General features: G+C 70.3%; 16 protein-coding genes. 9 read left to right on the top strand and 7 right to left on the bottom strand.

Annotated features, from left to right (window positions below; translation table 11 throughout):
* Positions 1–497 precede the first annotated feature (497 nt).
* The 4 genes from VSH64_RS45805 (at position 498) to VSH64_RS45790 (ending at position 5367) form a co-directional block, all read left to right on the top strand.
* Positions 498–1910: a family 2B encapsulin nanocompartment shell protein gene (locus tag VSH64_RS45805; RefSeq protein WP_326838216.1), complete on the top strand. Its 1413-nt coding sequence runs from the start codon at positions 498–500 to the stop codon at positions 1908–1910.
* A 181-nt stretch (positions 1911–2091) separates the two neighbouring features.
* Positions 2092–3477: a family 2B encapsulin nanocompartment shell protein gene (locus tag VSH64_RS45800; protein ID WP_326568989.1), complete on the top strand. Its 1386-nt coding sequence runs from the start codon at positions 2092–2094 to the stop codon at positions 3475–3477.
* Between the two features lie 26 nt (positions 3478–3503).
* Complete coding sequence (locus tag VSH64_RS45795) at positions 3504–4526, top strand: family 2 encapsulin nanocompartment cargo protein polyprenyl transferase (RefSeq protein WP_326568988.1); 1023 nt, start codon at positions 3504–3506, stop codon at positions 4524–4526.
* Between the two features lie 157 nt (positions 4527–4683).
* Complete coding sequence (locus VSH64_RS45790; RefSeq protein ID WP_326568987.1) at positions 4684–5367, top strand: SDR family oxidoreductase; 684 nt, start codon at positions 4684–4686, stop codon at positions 5365–5367.
* A gap of 7 nt (positions 5368–5374) precedes the next feature.
* On the opposite strand, the gene VSH64_RS45785 is transcribed toward VSH64_RS45790, so the two are convergent.
* Positions 5375–6520: a CapA family protein gene (locus tag VSH64_RS45785; protein WP_326568986.1), complete on the bottom strand. Its 1146-nt coding sequence runs from the start codon at positions 6518–6520 to the stop codon at positions 5375–5377.
* A 408-nt stretch (positions 6521–6928) separates the two neighbouring features.
* Here VSH64_RS45785 and VSH64_RS45780 point away from each other — a divergent pair, with 408 nt between their 5' ends.
* The 5 genes from VSH64_RS45780 to VSH64_RS45760 all read left to right on the top strand — a co-directional run bounded on the left by VSH64_RS45780 (position 6929) and on the right by VSH64_RS45760 (position 12430).
* Positions 6929–7891, top strand: coding sequence for a substrate-binding domain-containing protein (locus tag VSH64_RS45780; protein ID WP_326568985.1), 963 nt, complete (start codon positions 6929–6931; stop codon positions 7889–7891).
* 65 nt (positions 7892–7956) lie between these two features.
* A complete protein-coding gene (locus tag VSH64_RS45775; protein ID WP_326568984.1) occupies positions 7957–9492 on the top strand; it encodes a sugar ABC transporter ATP-binding protein in 1536 nt (511 codons plus the stop codon).
* Positions 9489–10532, top strand: coding sequence for an ABC transporter permease (locus VSH64_RS45770; protein WP_326568983.1), 1044 nt, complete (start codon positions 9489–9491; stop codon positions 10530–10532). Before VSH64_RS45775 ends, VSH64_RS45770 begins: the two co-directional genes overlap by 4 nt.
* Positions 10533–10556: 24 nt before the next feature.
* Positions 10557–11234 carry a FadR/GntR family transcriptional regulator gene (locus VSH64_RS45765; RefSeq protein WP_326568982.1) on the top strand — a complete coding sequence of 226 codons (678 nt, stop codon included), beginning with the start codon at positions 10557–10559 and terminating at the stop codon, positions 11232–11234.
* Between the two features lie 92 nt (positions 11235–11326).
* Positions 11327–12430, top strand: coding sequence for a glycoside hydrolase family 88 protein (locus tag VSH64_RS45760; RefSeq protein ID WP_326568981.1), 1104 nt, complete (start codon positions 11327–11329; stop codon positions 12428–12430).
* A 93-nt stretch (positions 12431–12523) separates the two neighbouring features.
* Here the strand turns inward: VSH64_RS45760 and VSH64_RS45755 are convergent, their stop codons facing one another.
* The 6 genes from VSH64_RS45755 to VSH64_RS45730 all read right to left on the bottom strand — a co-directional run bounded on the left by VSH64_RS45755 (position 12524) and on the right by VSH64_RS45730 (position 18277).
* Positions 12524–13843, bottom strand: coding sequence for a DNA polymerase IV (locus tag VSH64_RS45755; protein WP_326568980.1), 1320 nt, complete (start codon positions 13841–13843; stop codon positions 12524–12526).
* Between the two features lies 1 nt (position 13844).
* Positions 13845–14162: a transcriptional regulator gene (locus VSH64_RS45750; RefSeq protein WP_326568979.1), complete on the bottom strand. Its 318-nt coding sequence runs from the start codon at positions 14160–14162 to the stop codon at positions 13845–13847.
* A complete protein-coding gene (locus tag VSH64_RS45745) occupies positions 14159–14815 on the bottom strand; it encodes a hypothetical protein (RefSeq protein ID WP_407655610.1) in 657 nt (218 codons plus the stop codon). Before VSH64_RS45745 ends, VSH64_RS45750 begins: the two co-directional genes overlap by 4 nt.
* Positions 14816–14873: 58 nt before the next feature.
* Positions 14874–15608, bottom strand: a complete 735-nt coding sequence (locus tag VSH64_RS45740; protein ID WP_326568978.1) for an ABC transporter permease — start codon at positions 15606–15608, stop codon at positions 14874–14876.
* Positions 15605–16516, bottom strand: a complete 912-nt coding sequence (locus tag VSH64_RS45735; RefSeq protein WP_326568977.1) for an ABC transporter ATP-binding protein — start codon at positions 16514–16516, stop codon at positions 15605–15607. Before VSH64_RS45735 ends, VSH64_RS45740 begins: the two co-directional genes overlap by 4 nt.
* Positions 16517–16708: 192 nt before the next feature.
* Positions 16709–18277 carry an alpha/beta hydrolase gene (locus tag VSH64_RS45730; RefSeq protein WP_326568976.1) on the bottom strand — a complete coding sequence of 523 codons (1569 nt, stop codon included), beginning with the start codon at positions 18275–18277 and terminating at the stop codon, positions 16709–16711.
* Between the last annotated feature and the right edge of the window lie 208 nt (positions 18278–18485).

Below are 18485 nucleotides of genomic sequence, written 5' to 3'. Positions count from 1 at the left end.
TGCCCACCCCGTCCACCATTGTTCGGCGAATTCCCGGAAGTGGGCCCGCTCAAGCTAGTCATACGATTCCCGGGCGACAAGCGGAGGATCCTCGGTTCATTCGAGTGGCCGTGCGAGGCGTCGGATGATCACTGGAACGGAGCAGTTGAAGACTGGAACACCTGCTCTCGATATGCCCACCCACCTGGGCAACCCGGACGATCTTCGGCCGAACTTCCCATCCGGGTGAGTCCGTTCGACCGAGGGTGACGATCGGGCCGCTGACCAAGATCGTCTCGAACTGGCACTCAGACAACAGCAACTGGAATGTCCGATTACCCGTTCTGGCAAACAGGTGAACCGGCCCGGTTACCCGATCGTGGGATTGTCAGGTCAAGCCGGCTTGCTATGTTGATTCCGCGGCGCCGCCCTAATGAAAAAGCACCAAAAAAACGAACTTTAATTCGTGCTGGAAAATTCCTCACACGCTCGAAATCCTACGATAGGTGGTTTTCGCTGTGACCGTCACGGACCCCGTGGACTCCGCGAATCAGGAACAACCGCAACTGAGCCTGGGACGGGCCGCGGCCCGCACGCTCGCGACGACGACCAAGTCCGTTCCCCAGATGCAGGGCATCACCACGCGGTGGCTGCTGAAGGTGCTGCCGTGGGTCGAGGTCTCGGGCGGTGCGTACCGCGTGAACCGGCGCCTGAGCTACGCGGTCGGCGACGGCCGCGTCACCTTCACCACCACCGGCGCCGAGGTCCGCGTGATCCCGCCGGAACTCGGTGAATTGCCGCCGCTGCGCGGGTTCGACGACGAAGAGGTGCTCATCGAGCTGGCCGGCCGCTTCGTGCAGCACGAGTTCTCCCCCGGCGACGCGCTCGTGGAGTTCGGCCACCAGGCCGACCAGGTCTTCCTGGTCGCGCACGGCAAGATCAGCAAGGTCGGCACCGGCGCCTACGGCGACCAGACGGTGCTCGGCACGCTGGCCGACGGCGACTACTTCGGCGACTCGGTGCTCACGAGCACCGACGGCATCTGGGAGTACACGGCCAAGGCCGTGACCGCGTGCACCGTGCTTTCCTTGTCCCGCAGCGAGTTCCAGGGCGTGCTCGACCGCTCCGACGCGCTGCGCGAGCACCTGGAGACAGTCGCCGCGGGCGCCGGCGCCGCCGCCAACGACCAGGGCGAGGCGGTGATCGACGTCGCCTCCGGCCACGACGGCGAACCGCAGCTGCCCGGCACCTTCGTGGACTACGACAGCTCGCCGCGCGAGTACGAGCTGAGCGTGGCGCAGACCGTGCTCCGCGTGCACAGCCGCGTCGCCGACCTCTACAACCAGCCGATGAACCAGATCGAGCAGCAGTTGCGGCTCACGGTCGAGGCCCTGCGCGAACGCCAGGAACACGAGCTGATGAACAACCGCGACTTCGGCCTGCTGCACAACGCCGACTACTCGCAGCGCGTGTCCACCCGCACCGGCCCGCCGACCCCGGACGACTTCGACGACCTGCTTTCGCTGGTGTGGAAGGATCCCGCCGTCTTCCTGGCGCACCCGAAGACCATCGCGGCGTTCGGCCGCGAGTGCAGCCGCCGCGGCGTGTACCCCGACGCGGTGGACCTCGGCGGGCACCAGGTGCCGGCGTGGCGCGGGGTGCCGGTGCTGCCGTGCAACAAGATCCCGGTCACCGACACGCGCACGAGCTCGGTGCTGCTGCTGCGCACCGGCGAGCAGTCCCAAGGTGTCGTGGGCCTGCACCAGACCGGTCTGCCCGACGAGTACCAGCCGGGGCTCAACGTGCGGTTCATGGGCATCAGCGAGCAGGCGATCATGTCCTACCTCGTGAGCGCCTACTACTCCGCCGCCGTGCTGGTGCCCGACGCGCTGGCCGTGCTGGAGAACGCCGAGATCGGGCGCGGTGACTGACCATGGCCGCGCCCGCCACCCCGCCGCGCCCGCCCGAGGCCGCCGCCGTGCGGCCCGGGTCGGCGCCGCTGCCCCCGTCGGCGTTCGGGCCGACGGGCCTGGGCACGAGCGCGCTGCGGATCGTGCCCAGGCCCGCGAGCACGCGTCCTCCTGAAGCAGAGCCACCCAAGCGAGGAACTGAATGACCGTCACCGAGGAGCCGAGCGCTCCGCTTTCCCTGTCCACGCGCGCGGCGCGGACCCTGGCCACCACCACGAAGTCGCTGCCGCAGATGCGCGGGATCACCCCGCGCTGGCTGCTGCAGCAGCTGCCGTGGGTCGAGGTGCCCGCCGGTTCGTACCGCGTGAACCGCCGGCTCACCTACACCGTCGGCGACGGTCGCGTGAGCTTCTTCAACACCGGCGCGCGCGTGCAGGTCGTGCCCGCGGAGCTGGCGGAACTTCCGCTGCTGCGCGGGTTCGGCGACGCCGACGCGCTGGCGGCGCTGGCCGACCGCTTCGAGCAGCGCGAGTACGAGCCCGGCGACACCATCGTGACGGCGGGCTCGCCGCTGGAGTCCGTGGTGCTGATCGCGTTCGGCAAGGTTTCGCGCACCGCGCCCGGTTCCTACGGTGAAGAGGCCGGCCTCGGCACCCTCGCCGCCGGCGACCACCTCGGTGCCGAGCTGCTGGGCGGTTCGGCCGGCGAGTGGAAGTTCACCGCCCGCGCGAGCACCCGCTGCATCGTGCTGACACTGTCGGCGGAGGCGTTCGAGCGGCTCAACGGCCGCGCCGAAAGCCTGCGCGCGCACATCGCCGAGGTGCTCGCGAGCCCGCGGCACGAGCACAACAAGGCCGGCGAGGCGAGCATCGACCTCTCCGCCGGGCACGACGGCGAGATCGCGCTGCCGGGCACGTACGTGGACTACGACCCGTCGCCGCGGGAGTACGAGCTCGCGGTGGCCCAGACCATCCTGCGCACGCACAACCGCGTGACCGACCTCTACAACCAGCCGATGAACCAGCTGGAACAGCAGCTGCGGCTCACCGTGGAGGCGTTGCGGGAACGCCAGGAGCACGAGCTGGTGAACAGCACGGACTTCGGGCTCCTGCACAACGCGGACCTCGGCCAGCGCCTCACCACGCGCAGCGGCCCGCCCACCCCCGACGACCTCGACGACCTGCTGAGCCGGCGCCGCAAGTCGCGCTTCTTCCTGGCGCACCCCAAGGCGATCGCCGCGTTCGGCCGCGAGTGCACCGCGCGCGGCCTGTACCCGGCCAACGCCGTGCTCGACGGCCGCCGGGTCACCACGTGGCGCGGGGTACCGCTGCTGCCGTGCGACAAGATCCCGATCTCGCCGCAGGGCACCACGTCGATCCTCGTGATGCGCACCGGTGAGGAAGACGCCGGCGTGATCGGGCTGCGGCCCGCGGCGCTGCCCGACGAGTACCAGCCGGGGCTCAACGTGCGGTTCATGAACATCAGCGACCGGGCCGTGACGTCCTACCTGGTCAGCGCGTACCACTCGGCCGCGGTGCTGGTGCCGGACGCGCTGGGAGTGCTCGACGACGTGGAGATCGGGCGCTGAGCTTCGTTTTCGTTCGGAGGGGATGTATGACCACAGTGGACGCCCGGGCGCGGACGGTGCCCGAGGTGCTGGCGTGGAGCCGGGACCTCTGGGAGCCGGCGATGCGCGCGGCGGTCGACCGGCTGCCCGACTCGATGCGCCGCATCGCCGGATACCACTTCGGCTGGTGGGACGCGTCAGGCGCGATCTCGACCGTACCCAGCGGCAAGGCGCTGCGCCCGGCCTTGGTGCTGCTGTCCGCCGAAGCGGCGGGCGGTGACCCCGCCGACGCGGTCGCCGCCGCCGTGGCGGTGGAGCTGGTGCACAACTTCTCACTGCTCCACGACGACGTGATGGACGGCGACGAAACCCGCCGCCACCGCCCGACCGCGTGGACGGTTTTCGGCACCAGCCCCGCTATCCTCGCCGGCGACGCGTTGCTCACGCTGGCCTTCGACGTGCTCGCCACCGACGGTCCCGCCGCCGCGCGCGTGCTGAGCACGGCCGTGCTGGACCTGCTCCACGGCCAGAACGAAGACCTGGCCTTCGAACGGCGGCGGTCGGTGGACCGCTCGTCGTGCATCCGCATGGCCGAGGGCAAAACCGGCGCGCTGCTCGGCGCCGCCTGCACCCTCGGCGTGCTGGTGGTGGGCGGGCGCGGCTCGCACGTGTCGGAGCTCGGCTCGTTCGGCCGCTCGCTGGGGCTGGCGTTCCAGCACGTCGACGACCTGCTCGGCATCTGGGGCGATCCGGCCGTGACCGGGAAACCGGTGTACTCGGACCTGCAGAACCGCAAGAAGTCGCTGCCGGTGGTGGCGGCGCTGGCGCAGGACTCGGCGGCTTCGCACGAGTTGTCGGCGTTGTACCACCAGGACGCGCCGCTTTCGGCCGCGCAGCTGAGCCGGGCGGCGGCGCTGGTCGAGTCGGCGGGTGGCCGGGAGTGGAGTTCGGCGGAGGCCGCGCGCCTGCTGGACTCGGCGTTGTCGGCACTGTCCGCGACCACGCCGGTCGCCCGTCCGGCGGCCGAGCTGACGTTGCTGGCCCACCACATCACCCGGCGCGACCACTGACGTTCGCGTGTCCCGCGTGCCGGGAAGGGCCCCTCACGGACTTCTGTTCGTGAGGGGCCCTTTCACATCACCAGGGTGCGGCGCGGAGTGATCTCGGTCATCTGAGTACACAATTCATACTCAGATAGGTAGCTTGGTGGCCGGAAAGGAGCCACCCATGGACATCAAGGGATCCGTCGCGCTCGTCACCGGCGCCAACCGCGGCATCGGGCACGCCTTCGCCCGCGCCCTCGTCGAACACGGCGCGGCGAAGGTCTACGCGGGCGTGCGAGCGCCGGAGACGGTCAGCGACCCCGACCTCACGCCCCTGCGCCTGGACGTGACCGAACCTTCGGACCTGGAGGCCGCCGTGGCGGCGGCCGGGGACGTCTCCATCGTGATCAACAACGCCGGCATCCTCGGCGACGTCGACGATCTGCTCACCGGTTCACTGGACACCGCGCGGCAGGTGCTGGAGGTGAACTTCTTCGGCACCTGGGCGGTGGCGCGGGCCTTCGCGCCCGTCCTCGCCCGCAACGGCGGTGGCGCGCTCGTGAACATGCTCTCCGTCGCGTCCTGGAAGGGCAGCGCCGTCACCACCGCCTACTCCGCCTCGAAGGCGGCCCAGTGGTCCCTGACCGACGCCTTGCGCGAAGGGCTGCGCGCGCAGGGCACGCTGGTCGTCGGCGTCCACGCCGGCTACGTCGACACCGACGGCGCCGCGTGGGTCGACGCTCCGAAGATCGAGCCGGCGGAGGTCGCCGGCAAGACCGTTCAGGCCCTGCTGGCGAACCGCACGGAGGTCCTCGTGGACGAGGCGGCCCGCCGGCTCAAGGCGACGCTTTCGCAGCCGCTGGACTGAGCGAGCCCTACTTGCCGGGCCGCGTCAGCCCGTCGTCACCGGCGCCTTCCGACAGCACGACCTCGTCGGTGTTCTTCAGGGCTTCGTCACCGCGCGCGGTGTGCGGGGCCGTGGTGAGGTCGCGCAGGCGGATGGGCGGGCCGAGGTCGATCAGGGTCGGGAGGTACTCGGCCTTCGAGACGGCCCAGTGGCCGTTGGTCTGCGTGAAGGTGAATCGCGCGGCGTTGCCTTCCTCGGTGGAGCCGCGGGGGTCGTCGTGGCGGGCGATCTCGTTGCCGAGGCCGTAGGCGACCCACTTGCCCTCGACCTTCGCGAACGGCTGCACCACGTGGGCGTGGTGGCCGACGATCAGGTCGAGGTCCGGCGAGGCCAGCAGCTTGCGGGCCAGCGCGGACTGGTCGTCGGTCACCTCGTGGTGGTACTCGACGCCCCAGTGCAGGCTGGCGATCACGACCTGCGCGCCGGCCTCGCGCGCGGCGTGGGCGGCTTCGAGGATGTCGTCGGCGTCGATCTCGTTGGCCAGCCAGGGTTTTCCGGCCGGGACCTTGATGCCGTTGAAGCCGAAGGCGAACGAGAGTTGCGCGACCTTCACGCCGTGCACGTCGAGGATCAGCGGTTTCGCGGCCTCGGCGGCCGAGCGCGCCGAACCGGTGTGCTTCAGGCCCACCTCGTCGAGCTTGTCGAGCGTGCGCGTGATGCCGGCGGCGCCCTTGTCGAGCGTGTGGTTCGACGCCGTGGAGCAGGTGTCGTAGCCGGTGTCCTTGATGGCCTCGGCGATCTGCGGCGGCGCGCTGAACGACGGGTAGCCGGTGTACGGCCCACCCTCGGGCGCGAGCGGCGTCTCGAGGTGGCAGATGGCCAGGTCGGCGCTCGACACGAGCGGCTTCACACCCGCGAGGATCTGCCGGTAGTCGATCGTGCCGCCGCCATCCGCCTCGGCCTGATCGGTGAGCGCCGGGTGGATGAGGATGTCGCCGGTCGCCACCACCGTGAACGACGAGGGGTCGGTCGAAGTCGACAGACCGGGCGCGGCCGGCGGGGCCGCCGACAGCGGTGCGGCGGCCTGCGGCGTGCTGCTGCACCCCGCGAGCAACCCCGTCAGCACCAGCGCGGCCCCGGCCCACGCGAAGCCCGAGCGGCGGATGTGCGTCATGTTCGCCCCCTTTGTCCAGCTGCGCGGCACATCCTGCCGCATGTCCGCCGGACAAGACGCAACGCCCACCATGACGGACCGTAATCGAACCCAAGTCAACAAGAAAACCCACCAGCAACCGAAACAGCAGCACGATCTGCACGGAGCAACAAACCCTGGTCAGCCAGGAAAAAATACGATAATTAGCCGTCGACGGCCAGTATGAAAATCACTCTCCGTAGGTATCCATCCGCTAACTGCGGCAGAACACGTGGTTGACGTCACCCGATCAAGTGTCTTGTAATACGAGTCACGCGGAGTTCACGCCCACGCACCAGTCGTCCTCGGCCCCCATGGGAGCACTCGATGTCCACATACCCGCACAGGTCACGCACCTGGAGCGTTGTTGGTTGTTGTTTGATTGCCGGCGTGGTGTTGGCCGGCTGCTCATCGGGCAAGGACACCGCCGCGCCCGCGCAGCAGGCGCCCACCAACGGCAAGATCACGCTCTACTACCTGCAGAAGCAGGGTGACCAGCAGTACTTCGTGGAGCAGGCGCAGGGCGCCCAGGAGAAGGCGAAGGAGCTGGGTGTCGACCTCAAGGTCGTGAACCTCGGCCAGGACGCCAACAAGGCCATCACCGAGCTCGACGCCGCGGTCGCGCAGGGGGCCAACGGCGTCGCCATCGTGGTGCCCGACCAGGCCATCGGCCCGGAGGTGATCGACAAGGCCAAGAGCGCCGGCATCCCGATCATCGCCTCCGACGACGTGATCAAGGACGGCACCGGCAAGGCCGCCGCGTTCGTCGGCTTCAACGGCACGCAGATGGGCACCTCGGTGGGCCAGGAGGCCGCGAAGCTGTTCAAGACCGCGGGCTGGACCGCCGCCGACACCAAGGTGATCAGCGCCTACAAACAGGACCTCACCGTGTGCACCGACCGCGTCAACGGCGCCAAGGCCGCCTTCGACAAGGACTCCGGCGCGCAGGTGCCGGTGATCAACGTCGGCACCGACAACTCCCCCGTCGACGCGCAGAATCGCTCCGGCGCCGTGATCAGCTCCAACCCGGGTGTGAAGCACTGGGTCGTGTGGGGCTGCAACGACGAGAACGAGACCGGGGTCGTGACCGCGCTCGCCAACTCCGGGGTCGCCGCGAACAACATCATCGGCGTGGGCCTCGGCGCCTACCTCGACTGCAAGGACTGGGCCGCGGGCAAGGACACCGGCAACAAGTCCTCGCTCTACATCTCGGGCGCCGAGGTGGGCAAGAGCGCGATCCAGGTCCTCGTGGACAAGGTCAAGAACGGCAAGGACCTGCCGGCGGAGACCATCGCGAAGACCACGATGGTGAACAAGGACAACTTCAAGGCGGCCGGCGTCAACTGCACCTGATCCGACCGTGGCCCGGGGGTGTCCACCCGCGACACCCCCGGGCTCTCCTGTGAGGAAGGCTGAGCATGGCCAGTTCCACGGCGCTGATCGCCGAGGGCATCGGCAAGCGCTTCTCCGGCGTCACCGCGCTCGACGACGTGACGCTGGAGTTCTTCTCCGGCGAGGTGCTCGCGCTCATGGGCGAGAACGGCGCCGGCAAGTCGACGCTGCTGCGCGTGCTCTCGGGTGACCACGAGCCCAGCGACGGCACGCTGCGCGTCGACGGCGAGCCGGTGGTGTTCGACAACCCGCGCGCCGCGATGGCCGCGGGGGTGCGCGTGATCTACCAGGAACCGGAGATCATCCCGCACGTTTCGGTGGCGGAGAACGTGTTCGTGGGCGAGCTGCCCGCGCACGCCCGCGTGTTCAGCCGCCGCACGCTCAACCAGCGCACGCGCGAAGCGCTCGTCGAGTACGGCTTCGAAGGCGTGCTCGACCCCACCACGCTCGGCAGCAAACTCTCGGCCGCGCAGCGCCAGCTCGTGGAGATCCTCCGCGTGCTCACCGCGGCCACGCCACCGCGCGTGATCGCCTTCGACGAGCCGACGTCTTCGCTGTCGGAGCACGAGGTCGACGCGCTGTTCCGGCTCATCCGCCGGCTGCGCGACTCCGGGGTGGCCGTGGTCTACGTGTCGCACCGGATGAAGGAGATCTTCCAGCTCGCCGACCGCGTGGCGGTGCTGCGCGACGGCAAGCTCGTCGGCGTGCAGCCGGCCGCCGAGTCGGACGAGAACCAGCTGGTGCGCATGATGATCGGCCGCGACCTCTCGGCGCTCGACCGCCGGGAGACAGCCGAGCGCGGCCGGGTCGTGCTGCGCCTGGACCACGTGAGCAGCGACGACGTCAGCGACATCTCGTTCGAGGTGCGCGCGGGCGAAGTGGTGTGCCTGGCCGGGCTCGTCGGCGCCGGCCGCTCGGAGCTGGCGCGCGCGATCGTCGGCGACGTGCCCGTGCGCTCGGGAACCGTGGAGCTGGCCGGGAAACCGTTCCGCGCCAGGACCCCGGGCGACGCCGTGAAGGCGGGCATCGGGTTCGCGCCCGAGGAACGCAAGACCGATGCGCTGCTGATGCAGCGTTCGGTGCGCGACAACGTGTCCATCGCCGTGCTCGACCGCCTGCGCCGCTTCCGCGTGATCAAGCGGGCGAAGGAGCGCGAGCTCGTGGCGGAGTACATCCGCGAGCTGCGGGTGCGCACGCCGTCGATGGAACAGGAGGTGCGCAAGCTCTCGGGCGGCAACCAGCAGAAGGCCGTGCTCGCCCGCTGGCTCGCGCGCCGGCCGCAGCTGCTGATCCTCGACGAGCCCACCCGCGGCGTCGACGTCGGAGCGAAAGCCGAGATCTACCGCATCATCTCCCGCCTGGCCGGAGAAGGCATCGCCCTGCTCGTGATCTCGTCCGACCTGCCCGAGGTGCTCGCGCTGGCCGACCGCATCGTGGTGATGCGCGCCGGGCAGGTCGCGGGTGAGGTCAGCCGCGACGAAGCCACCGAAGAAGCCGTATTGACCCTGGCCATCCCGGCGACGGAGCCGGCCGCAGAAGACATCCAGGAGGTGGGGGCGTGAGCACCCCGACCCGGCCCAGCCCCGCGCAGGAACAGCCGACCGACCAGTCCGATCCGCACCGCGTCTCGGCGGTGCGCAAGGTGCTGAGCGGCATCGGCGTGCAGAACAGCAGCCTGATCATCACGCTCGTGGTGCTCGTGGTGCTGCTGTCGAGCCTGAACGAGAACTTCTTCCGCACCACCAATCTCCTGCTGATCGGCAGCGCGGTCACCATCATGGGCCTGCTGTCGCTGGTGCAGACGCTGGTGATCATCCTCGGCGCCCTCGACATCTCGGTCGGCTCCATGGCCGGGCTCGCGTCGGTGATCTCGGCGATGGCGTTCACGGCCACCGGCAGCTCGATCGTCGGCATCCTGGCCGCCGTGGCCACCGGCATCGTGTGCGGGCTCGTGAACGGCCTGATCATCATCTTCGGCCGGGTGAACCCGGTGGTCGCCACGCTGGCGACGCTGGCCGCGTACAAGGGCATCGCGCAGGTCGTGTCCGACGGCAAGGCCCAGGGCTACACCGGCGCGGACGACCTGTTCATCTTCCTGGCCAAGGGAAGCGTGCTCGGACTGCCGACGCTGGTGTGGGTGTTCTTCATCGTCGCCGCGGTGCTGCACTTCCTGCTGAAGTACACCGACATCGGCCGCAACGTGTTCGCCATCGGCGGCAACGACACGGCCGCGCGCCTGGCGGGCATCAACATCAACCGCTACATCATCGGCGTCTACGCGCTCGTCGGCGTGGTCGCGGCGATCGCGGGCGTGCTGATCACCGCGCGCACGGGCTCGGGCCAGCCGACGTCCGGTTCGGAGGGCCTCGAGCTGCAGGCCGTGACCGGCGCGGCGCTCGGCGGCACGATGCTCAAGGGCGGCAAGGGTTCCATCGTCTCCACGGTGCTCGCGGTGTTCATCCTCGGCGTGCTCGACAACGGCATGTCCGGCCTGGGCATCAACCAGTTCTGGCAGAACGTGGCCCACGGCGCGCTGCTCGTGGTCGCCGTGGTGCTGCAGCAGCTGCGCAGCGGGGAGCGCCGCGTCGGTCTCCCGGCCTGACGCGGGCTCCGGCGGAGGACTGTCGTGGGGGCGGACGGAGCCGGCCTGCACGCCCGCATCGTCGACGCGCTCGGCCGGCTGATCGTCGAGGGCGCGCTGCCCACCGGCGAGCCGATCGTGCCGGAGGACATCGGGCGCCGCTTCAAGGCCTCCCGGACGGTGGTCCGGGAGGCCTTGCGGGTGCTGGAGTCGAAGGGCCTGGTGGCGGCGCGCCCGCGCGTCGGCACCTGGCCGCAGCCGCCGGAAGCGTGGCACGCCATCGATCCCGACGTGATCGGCTGGCGCGTGCGCGGCCCGGACGCGCGCCGGCAGCTGCACGACCTGCTCGAGCTGCGCCACCTCGTGGAGCCGCAGGCCGCGCGGCTCGCGGCCCGGCACCGCGACCGCGACGAGCTCTCCGCGCTGGCGGCGGCGTACGGGCTGATGACCGACGCCGTGGAGCACGAGGACACCGAGGCGTTCACGGAAGCCGACACGCTGTTCCACGCCGCGCTCGTGCGGGCGGCGGGCAACGCGTTGCTCACCCAGCTGCAGGTACCGGTGGTCGCCGCGCTGCGGGCCGCGCCGGAGCCGGCGGCGGGCACGCTCGTGGCACACTCGCGTGTGCTCACCACGGTGCTCGCGAAAGACGCCGACGGCGCCGAGGCCGCCACGCGCCGGCTGCTGGAAACCGTTGCGGCGTACCACTCACCGGCACCTTGACACGCCCAGTGGTCCACACCATAGTCCGTGATCGACCGGCCACCGATCACGATGGCCTCCGCCGCCATGAGTTCTTCAAGGAGGACGCACCCATGCGTTTCCCGGGAATCCGTGGTTTCGCCGTGCTCGCGGCGGCGGTCACGGCCGGCGGGCTCGCTCCCGCGGCCGTGGCCAGTGCGGCGCCGGCCGCTCCGGCGGTTTCGGCGGCCCAGTGTTCCGTGGCCGACCTGATGGTGAAGGCCGGTGACTACTGGGTGGCCCACGGCCCGAACCTGGCGCCGGCCGACTCGCAGAACTCGACGTTCCACGTCGGCAACCTCGCGATCGTGCGGACCACCGGCGTGTCGAACCACACGACGCTGCCGTGGGGCCAGGCCAACAACTACTTGCTGCCGACCACCGCCGGCCAGCCGTTCCGCGCCGAGGACGAGGCCGCCGGCGAGGCGTTCCTCGACCTCTACACCTACTTCCACCCGGACCCGCCGATCCTCGCCGACCTGCGCTCGCGCCTGGCGACGGAGGTCGACAGCGTCGAGGCCGGCCACACCGGCTACTGGGACCACGTGACCGCGCTGAACATGGCGATGCCGTCGTTCGCCCGCATCGGGGTCATGGACTCCTCCGAGCCGACGCTCGACGCGATGCAGAAGCTGTTCCACAGCACGGAGAAGAGCCTCTTCGACGAGTTCCCCGGCCTGTGGCGCACCGACGCGCACTCCGCCGGCTACTGGGCGCAGGGCAACGGCTGGGCCCTCGCGGCGCTCGTGAAGGTGCTGCAGGTCCTGCCGGCCAACGACCCGCGCCGGCCGGAGTACCTGCGCGTGTTCAAGAAGATGGCGACCACGCTGAGCGTGCTGCAGCGGCCGGACGGCTTCTGGAACGCGAACCTGCTGCTGCCCTTCGGTGGCCCGGAAAGCAGCGGCACGTCGCTGATCACGTACGGCCTGGCGTGGGGCATCAACTCCGGTGTGCTGGACAGCCGCTGGTTCAAGCCGGGCGTGGACCGGGCGTGGAAGGCGTTGTCCACCAAGGCCGTGACGGCCGACGGCATGGTCGGGTACGTGCAGCCGAAGACCGACGGACCGGGTTCGGCGAAGGCCACGGACACCTCCGGGTACGGCGTGGGCGCGTTCTTGCTGGCGGGCCAGCAGGTCGCCGACCTGACCCCGGGCTGCGCGCTGCCGCCGGCCAACTGAACCCCGCTCTCCGCCCCTGACCACTGCGTCCCACTGTGGCGTTCGTTGCGCTCAACGCACCGAATGCCACAGTGGGGCGGGTTCCCGGGGCGGCTACAGGGCGGAGAGTGGATCGCCCCGGGTGAGCGCCGGATCGTCCTGCTCGAACGTTTTCGCCACACCCGGCCCCGAAGTGCGGGTCTCGAACCGCACGGTGACGCGGCCGTGGCCCGCGCCCTGCACCCAGCCGAGGCCGAAGTCCGGGTGCACCACGTCGTCACCCGGGCGCCAGCCGCTCGAGGACACCGGCGCGGACCCGCCGGGCGAGGGCACCACGGCCACCACCGGCTCCGGTGAGCTCCCGGCGGGCACCGCCAGCGTGAACAGCGCGTCCTGGTGCGGCACGGAAAGCCCGCTGAACGCCACCCCCGCCAGCCGCACGCCGCCGAACTCGCGCGGGTCGAGCAGGAGGCGTTCGGCGGTGGCGGCGAGCTGGTTGAGGTCGTCGGTGGGCGAGGCCGTGGTTTCCGAACGAGTGACCGTGCTCATGTCGGTGTGCCGCAGCTTCACCACGACCGTGCGCGCGACGCGGCCGGCCTTCACCAGCCGGGCGTGCGCGCCGGCGGCGATCTTGCGGACCTCGGTGCGCAGCCGGTCGAGGTCCACCACGTCGACGTCGAACGTGGTCTCCGCGCTCACCTGCTTGGCCTCGCCGCGCTCGGCGACGGGCCGATCGTCGCTGCCGCCGGCCAGCTTGCGCAGCTCGCGGCCCACCACGCCGCCGAGCGTTGCCACGGCATCGGCCTCGGACAGCGCGGCCAGCTCCCCCAGCGTGAGCACGCCGATGGTGCGCAGCTTCGTCTCGGCGACCGGCCCGATGCCCCACAACGCGCGCACCGGCAGCGGCGCCAGGAACTCGCGTTCGGTGCCGGGCGGCACCACGAGCAGGCCGTCGGGTTTCGCGCGGTCCGAGCCGATCTTCGCCACCTGCTTGCCCGTACCCGCCCCGATCGACGCCGTGAGACCGGTTTCCTCGCGGATCCGCGCCCGCAGGTCCTCGGCGAACCGCGTCACGTCCTCGACCGAGGCCCCGGTCAGCGACGGCGGTTCCGCGAACGCCTCGTCGAGCGAGATCCGTTCCAAGACCGGCGCGACGTCGGCGACGATGTCGAAGACCTGCTTGCTCAGCGCCTCGTACAGCCGGAACCGCGGCGGCAGGATCACCGCGCCGGGCGGCAGCAGCCGGCGGGCCTGCGACATCGGCATGGCCGAGCGCGCGCCGTACTCGCGCGACTCGTAGCTGGCGCCGGCCACGACCCCGCGCGGACCGGTGCCGCCGACGACCACCGCGCGGCCCCGCAGCGTCGGGCGCGTGAGCTGCTCCACCGAGGCGTAGAAGGCGTCCAGGTCGAGGTGGACGACCCAGCGGATCACGTCAGCTCCCGCCGGTGGCGTCCAGCAGCCGGTGCAACGCACTCGTGTAGGACTCGAACGCCGCGCGGCCCTTCGAGGTCAGCTTCACGAGCGTGACCGGTGTGCGGTGCTCGTAGGCCTTGGTGATCTCCACGTACCCGGCGTCTTCGAGCTTGCGCAGGTGCGTGGAGAGGTTGCCGGCGGTCATGTCGAGCAGCTGCTGCAGCCGCGGGAAGGTGATCTGGTCGCCGTGGTGCAGCCCGGCGAGCGCGACCGTGACGCGCAGCCTGGCCTGTGCGTGGATCACCGGGTCGAGCTCAGGCAGGCTCGTGTCGGTCACGGGTCGACCACCCTGGCCGGGCCGCAGCGCCGCTCCCGCACGAAGTACACGAGCGAGGCCACGAGGAACCCGCCGCCGCCGGCGAGGCTCAGCACGAGGAAGTTGCCCGGCACACCCGCGAACACGCTCGCGCCGCCGCACACGATGATCCACACGCCGAAGCCGTACTGCAGCTTGTCCTGCCACAGCATGCCGGCCGTGAGGTAGAGCACGCCGGTGAGCAGCAGCGAGGTACCCGACCACAGCAGGGAGATCGTGTGCGGGTCGAGCCGGCCGGTCTGCATCACGCGGACGTTGACCAGCGCCAGCCCCGCGTACGCGATCATCCAGGCCCAGCCGTACATCGCGCCGGTGCGCCGCGACGGCCCGCGGATGCCGCGGCTGATGCGGCTGCCGTAGTAGGCGGAGTAGGCGATCGCGGCCACGAACAGCACGGCCACCACGATCCCGGCGACCCAGCCGGGCATGAGCGGGCGCGCGTGGAAGTCGTTGGAGAAGAACACCAGCCCCCACCCGACCAGCCACGTGAAGGCCCACACGCCGAGCAGACGCGCCGGGCCTGCCCCCAGCTCCCGGCGCGTCCGCTCGTTCTGCCGGGCGATGAGGTTCAGCGACTCCGCGGCCGTCATCGGCTGCTCTTCGTCGTCATCCACCTTGCTTCGCCCTCCACCCGTGCTGACCCCACATGCAGCACGGAAGTTAACACGCCGATCAGCTGACCTTCGCTGTGTCCAACCGGAATCGCCTGATGACCACAAGTGCGGGCACCACGAGCCACGCCGCCAGCACACCCACGGCGAGCCCCATCCCGCCCGTGTGCGTCACCGGGTTCGTGCCCACCCGGCCCAGCCAGTAGGTCGGGAAGAAATGCGCCACCGTGGTCATCCAGCCCGGCATGATCGACAGCGGCATCCACAACCCGCCGAACACCCCGAGCGGCAGCATCAGCGCACCGGTCATCGCGCCGACCGTGTCGCCCTTGCCGAAGAGCCCGAGCAGCAGACCCAGCACCGCGAACGGCAGCGCACCGAGCCACAGCGACACCGCGGTGAGCGCCCACTGCGAACCCGTCATGTCGACTCCGCGCAGCCAGCCGGCCACGAAGATCACCAGCACCACCGGCAGTGCCATCGCCATCGCCGACGCGATCTTCACGAGCACGTAGTTCGGCGCGCGCATCGGCGTGAGCCGCAGCTGGCGCTGCCAGCCGTCGGTGCGTTCGGTGGCCACGCGGGTGCCGGTGAAGAGCGCGCCACTCAACGCGCCGTACGCACCCATGTTGACCATCGTCGTGGTGCTGGCCCGCACGCCGTCGGGCCCGACGTAGTCGCCGAACAGGCCACCGAAGAGCAGGAACATGCCCAGCGGCACGGCGATCGTGAAGAGCGCGAACTGCGGGCTGCGTACGATCCGCAGGATTTCCAGGCGCAGGTAGACGAGGTTCATCGCAGGGCTCCTTCCGGCTCGTCGGCGGCGTCAGCGGTCAGCGCGAGGAACGCTTCTTCGAGGCCGACGGCAGTGATCTCGATGTCGCTCGCGTCCGGGAACGTGGTGAGCAGCGCGCGGATCGCGCGATCGGAGTCGGCGCAGGACAGCTCGGCGCGGCCGCCCTGGACGCGGGCGGTGGTCACGCCCGCGAGCTGAGCCAGCGCGGCCTCGGACGCGCCGGGCACCACGGCCCGCAGCACGCGGCCGGACACGGCGGCGCGCACCTCGGCGACGGTGCCGTCGGCGACCACGCGACCGTGGCGCACGAGCACCACGCGGTCGGCGTAGTCCTCGGCCTCGGCGAGGTAGTGGGTGGCGAACAGGACCGTGCGGCCGCCCGCGCTGAACTCGTGCATCGAGGCCCAGAACGAGCGGCGGCCGTCCACGTCCATGGCGGCGGTCGGTTCGTCGAGCACCAGCAGTTCGGGGTCACCGGCGAGCGCCAGCGCGTACCGCACGCGCTGCAGCTGACCACCGGAGAGCTTCCCGCAGCGGCGGTTCGCGAACTCCGCGATGCCGGCGCGCTCGAACACCTCGGCGGTCGGCAGCGGCGCGCGGTACATCGAGCGCATCAGCGCGACCAGCTCCGCCGGGGTGGTGTCGCGCAGCAGGAACCCGTTCTGCACCATGGCGGCCATCCGCCCGGCGTCGACGGCCGCCCGCGGGTCTCCCCCGAACACCTGCACGTCGCCCTCGTCGGGCCGCGTGAGGCCCAGCAGCATGTCGATGGTGGTCGACTTGCCGGCGCCGTTGGGGCCGAGCAGCGCCACGACCTCACCGCGGTCGACCTCCAGGGTCAGCTCCTCGACGGCGTGCACCGGCCCGAACCGTTTCGACAGTCCTCTCAAACTGAACGCTTCACTCATCCCGTCCCCCAACTTTGTTCCGCAAACCTGACCAGAACTTTGTAACACAAACTCCGCTGCGATGGAAAGCCCTATGGTTCACGAAGTTGTTTGATCAAGGAGTGCCGAAGGGTCCGGAAACGCCGAAGCGCCGGGTGGGGATCGCTCCCCACCCGGCGCTTCGGACCGGTGTTTCGGCTGTTCAGCAGCTGGTCAGAGGTGACCCAGCAGCGGCATCACGTCGGCCTTGGCCTTCGCTTCCGCGGACGCCGACGGGCTCGGTTGCGGCTGCGGCAGCGGCGCGCACTCGACGTCGGCCTTGCGGCCCGGCTTGCGGGCCGGCAGGGCGCCGGTCGCCAGGTAGTCCGCGATCTTGGTGTCCACGCACGTGTTGCCGCGCGGCGTGATGGCGTGGCTCGTGCCACCCGGCTCGGAGATCAGCGACGCACCCGGGAAGCGGCTGCGGACCTCGAGGCTGCCCTCGAAGGGCGTGGCCGCGTCGAGCGTCTCGTCGATCATGAGCACGCTCTTCACGCCCTTGCCGTCGACCTGCACGGGCTTGCTCGCCTTCGCGGGCCAGTACACGCACGGCGCGTTGAACCAGGCGTTCTGCCAGGTGAAGTACGGCGCCTTGAGGAACGTCTTCCAGTTGTCGATGCGCCACTGGTTCCAGTTCGTGGGCCACTGCACGTCGGTGCACTGCACGCCGAGGTACACGGCGTAACCGTTGTCGCTGTCGGACTCGAAGAGCGACGCGACCAGCGACGGGTCGTTCTTCGTGACGATCGCCGAGAGCGCGTCGGCCACGTCGAGCCAGGTCAGCTGGTAGTAGCCGGCCTGCTGGATCACGTCGATGAGCTCGTCGGGCCCGATCTTGCCGCCGGCGGGCTTGAGCGAGAGCTTCACGAGCTCACGGTCGACGGTCGCCTTCACCGCGGCCTGCGTCTTGCCCAGGTGGTAGGTGGCGTCGAACTTCGCGAGCCAGCCGAACCAGATGTTGACGTTGCGGTCGAACGCGACGTCCTGGTTCAGGTTCGCCTGGTACCACACGTCGCGCGGGTCCACCGTCGAGTCGAGCACCATGCGGCGCACGCGCTGCGGGAACATCGTGCCGTAGACCTGGCCGAGGTAGGTGCCGTAGGAGTAGCCGTAGAAGTTGATCTGGTCGGCACCCAGGGCCGCGCGAATGGAGTCCATGTCGCGCACCGAGTCGGTGGTCTTCAGGTTGTCGAGCAGCGCCTTCGGGTTCTTCTTGGCGCAGTCGGCGGCGTAGTTCTTGGCGCGGTTGAGCCAGGTCTTCTCGAGCTGCGGGGTGAGCGGCACGTAGGAGGGCCGGTCGAAGCTCGTGTAACCGTTGTCGCACGAGAGCGCGGGTTTGCTGGAGCCGACGCCGCGCGGGTCGAAGCCGATCCAGTCGTACGCGTCGCCCGCGTGGTTGGGCACATTGGCGCCCACGCGCGAAAGCGTGAGGCCGGAACCGCCGGGGCCACCGGGGTTCGTCAGCATCACGCCCTGGTACTGCGCGTCCGGCGTCTTGTGCTTGATGCGGCTCACGGCGAGCTGCGCCTTCTGACCGGCCGGGTTGCGGTAGTCCAGGGGCACGGTCACGAAACCGCACTGCGCGCCGGCCGCCTTGAGGCCGGCGTTGTCGCACGCGCCCCAGGCCACGGGCGGCGGTGTGTAGGACGCGGGGGCGCCGGCCGGCGCCGCCGTGGCGATGGGCGCGGTGACCAGCGAGGCCAGCGTCGCGACGGCGACTGCCGCGAAGACAGCACGTCTCACGGGAGTTTCCTTCTCTGTCGGGGTTCTCGTCTGTCGGGCCGGCCCGACGTTAGTCGCCCCGGCCGCTCCCGGCGGGTACATCGTCCCGCTCTGCCCGATAGTCCCTACGAAAGGTGGACGCTCTAATTCACTTGGCCCTGGCGCGGCGACGCCGCTACGGTGTCCGGCATGACGATCTTCCAGCGCTTGCGGCAGCTCTAGCCCCGGC

Origin of the sequence: Amycolatopsis rhabdoformis (assembly GCF_035918295.1) — a bacterium.
Classification (GTDB): domain Bacteria; phylum Actinomycetota; class Actinomycetes; order Mycobacteriales; family Pseudonocardiaceae; genus Amycolatopsis; species Amycolatopsis rhabdoformis.
Note: the sequence above shows the minus strand (reverse complement) of the source record. Positions and strands in the feature narration are given on the sequence as shown.

What these genes read in the sequence shown, in the direction of transcription:
- VSH64_RS45790 (WP_326568987.1), top strand. Translation starts at nt 4,684, where the DNA reads ATGGACATCAAGGGATCCGTCGCGCTCGTCACCGGCGCCAACCGCGGC.
- VSH64_RS45740 (WP_326568978.1), bottom strand. Translation starts at nt 15,608, where the DNA reads ATGAACCTCGTCTACCTGCGCCTGGAAATCCTGCGGATCGTACGCAGC.
- VSH64_RS45775 (WP_326568984.1), top strand. Translation starts at nt 7,957, where the DNA reads ATGGCCAGTTCCACGGCGCTGATCGCCGAGGGCATCGGCAAGCGCTTC.
- VSH64_RS45735 (WP_326568977.1), bottom strand. Translation starts at nt 16,516, where the DNA reads ATGAGTGAAGCGTTCAGTTTGAGAGGACTGTCGAAACGGTTCGGGCCG.
- VSH64_RS45800 (WP_326568989.1), top strand. Translation starts at nt 2,092, where the DNA reads ATGACCGTCACCGAGGAGCCGAGCGCTCCGCTTTCCCTGTCCACGCGC.
- VSH64_RS45785 (WP_326568986.1), bottom strand. Translation starts at nt 6,520, where the DNA reads ATGACGCACATCCGCCGCTCGGGCTTCGCGTGGGCCGGGGCCGCGCTG.
- VSH64_RS45795 (WP_326568988.1), top strand. Translation starts at nt 3,504, where the DNA reads ATGACCACAGTGGACGCCCGGGCGCGGACGGTGCCCGAGGTGCTGGCG.
- VSH64_RS45760 (WP_326568981.1), top strand. Translation starts at nt 11,327, where the DNA reads ATGCGTTTCCCGGGAATCCGTGGTTTCGCCGTGCTCGCGGCGGCGGTC.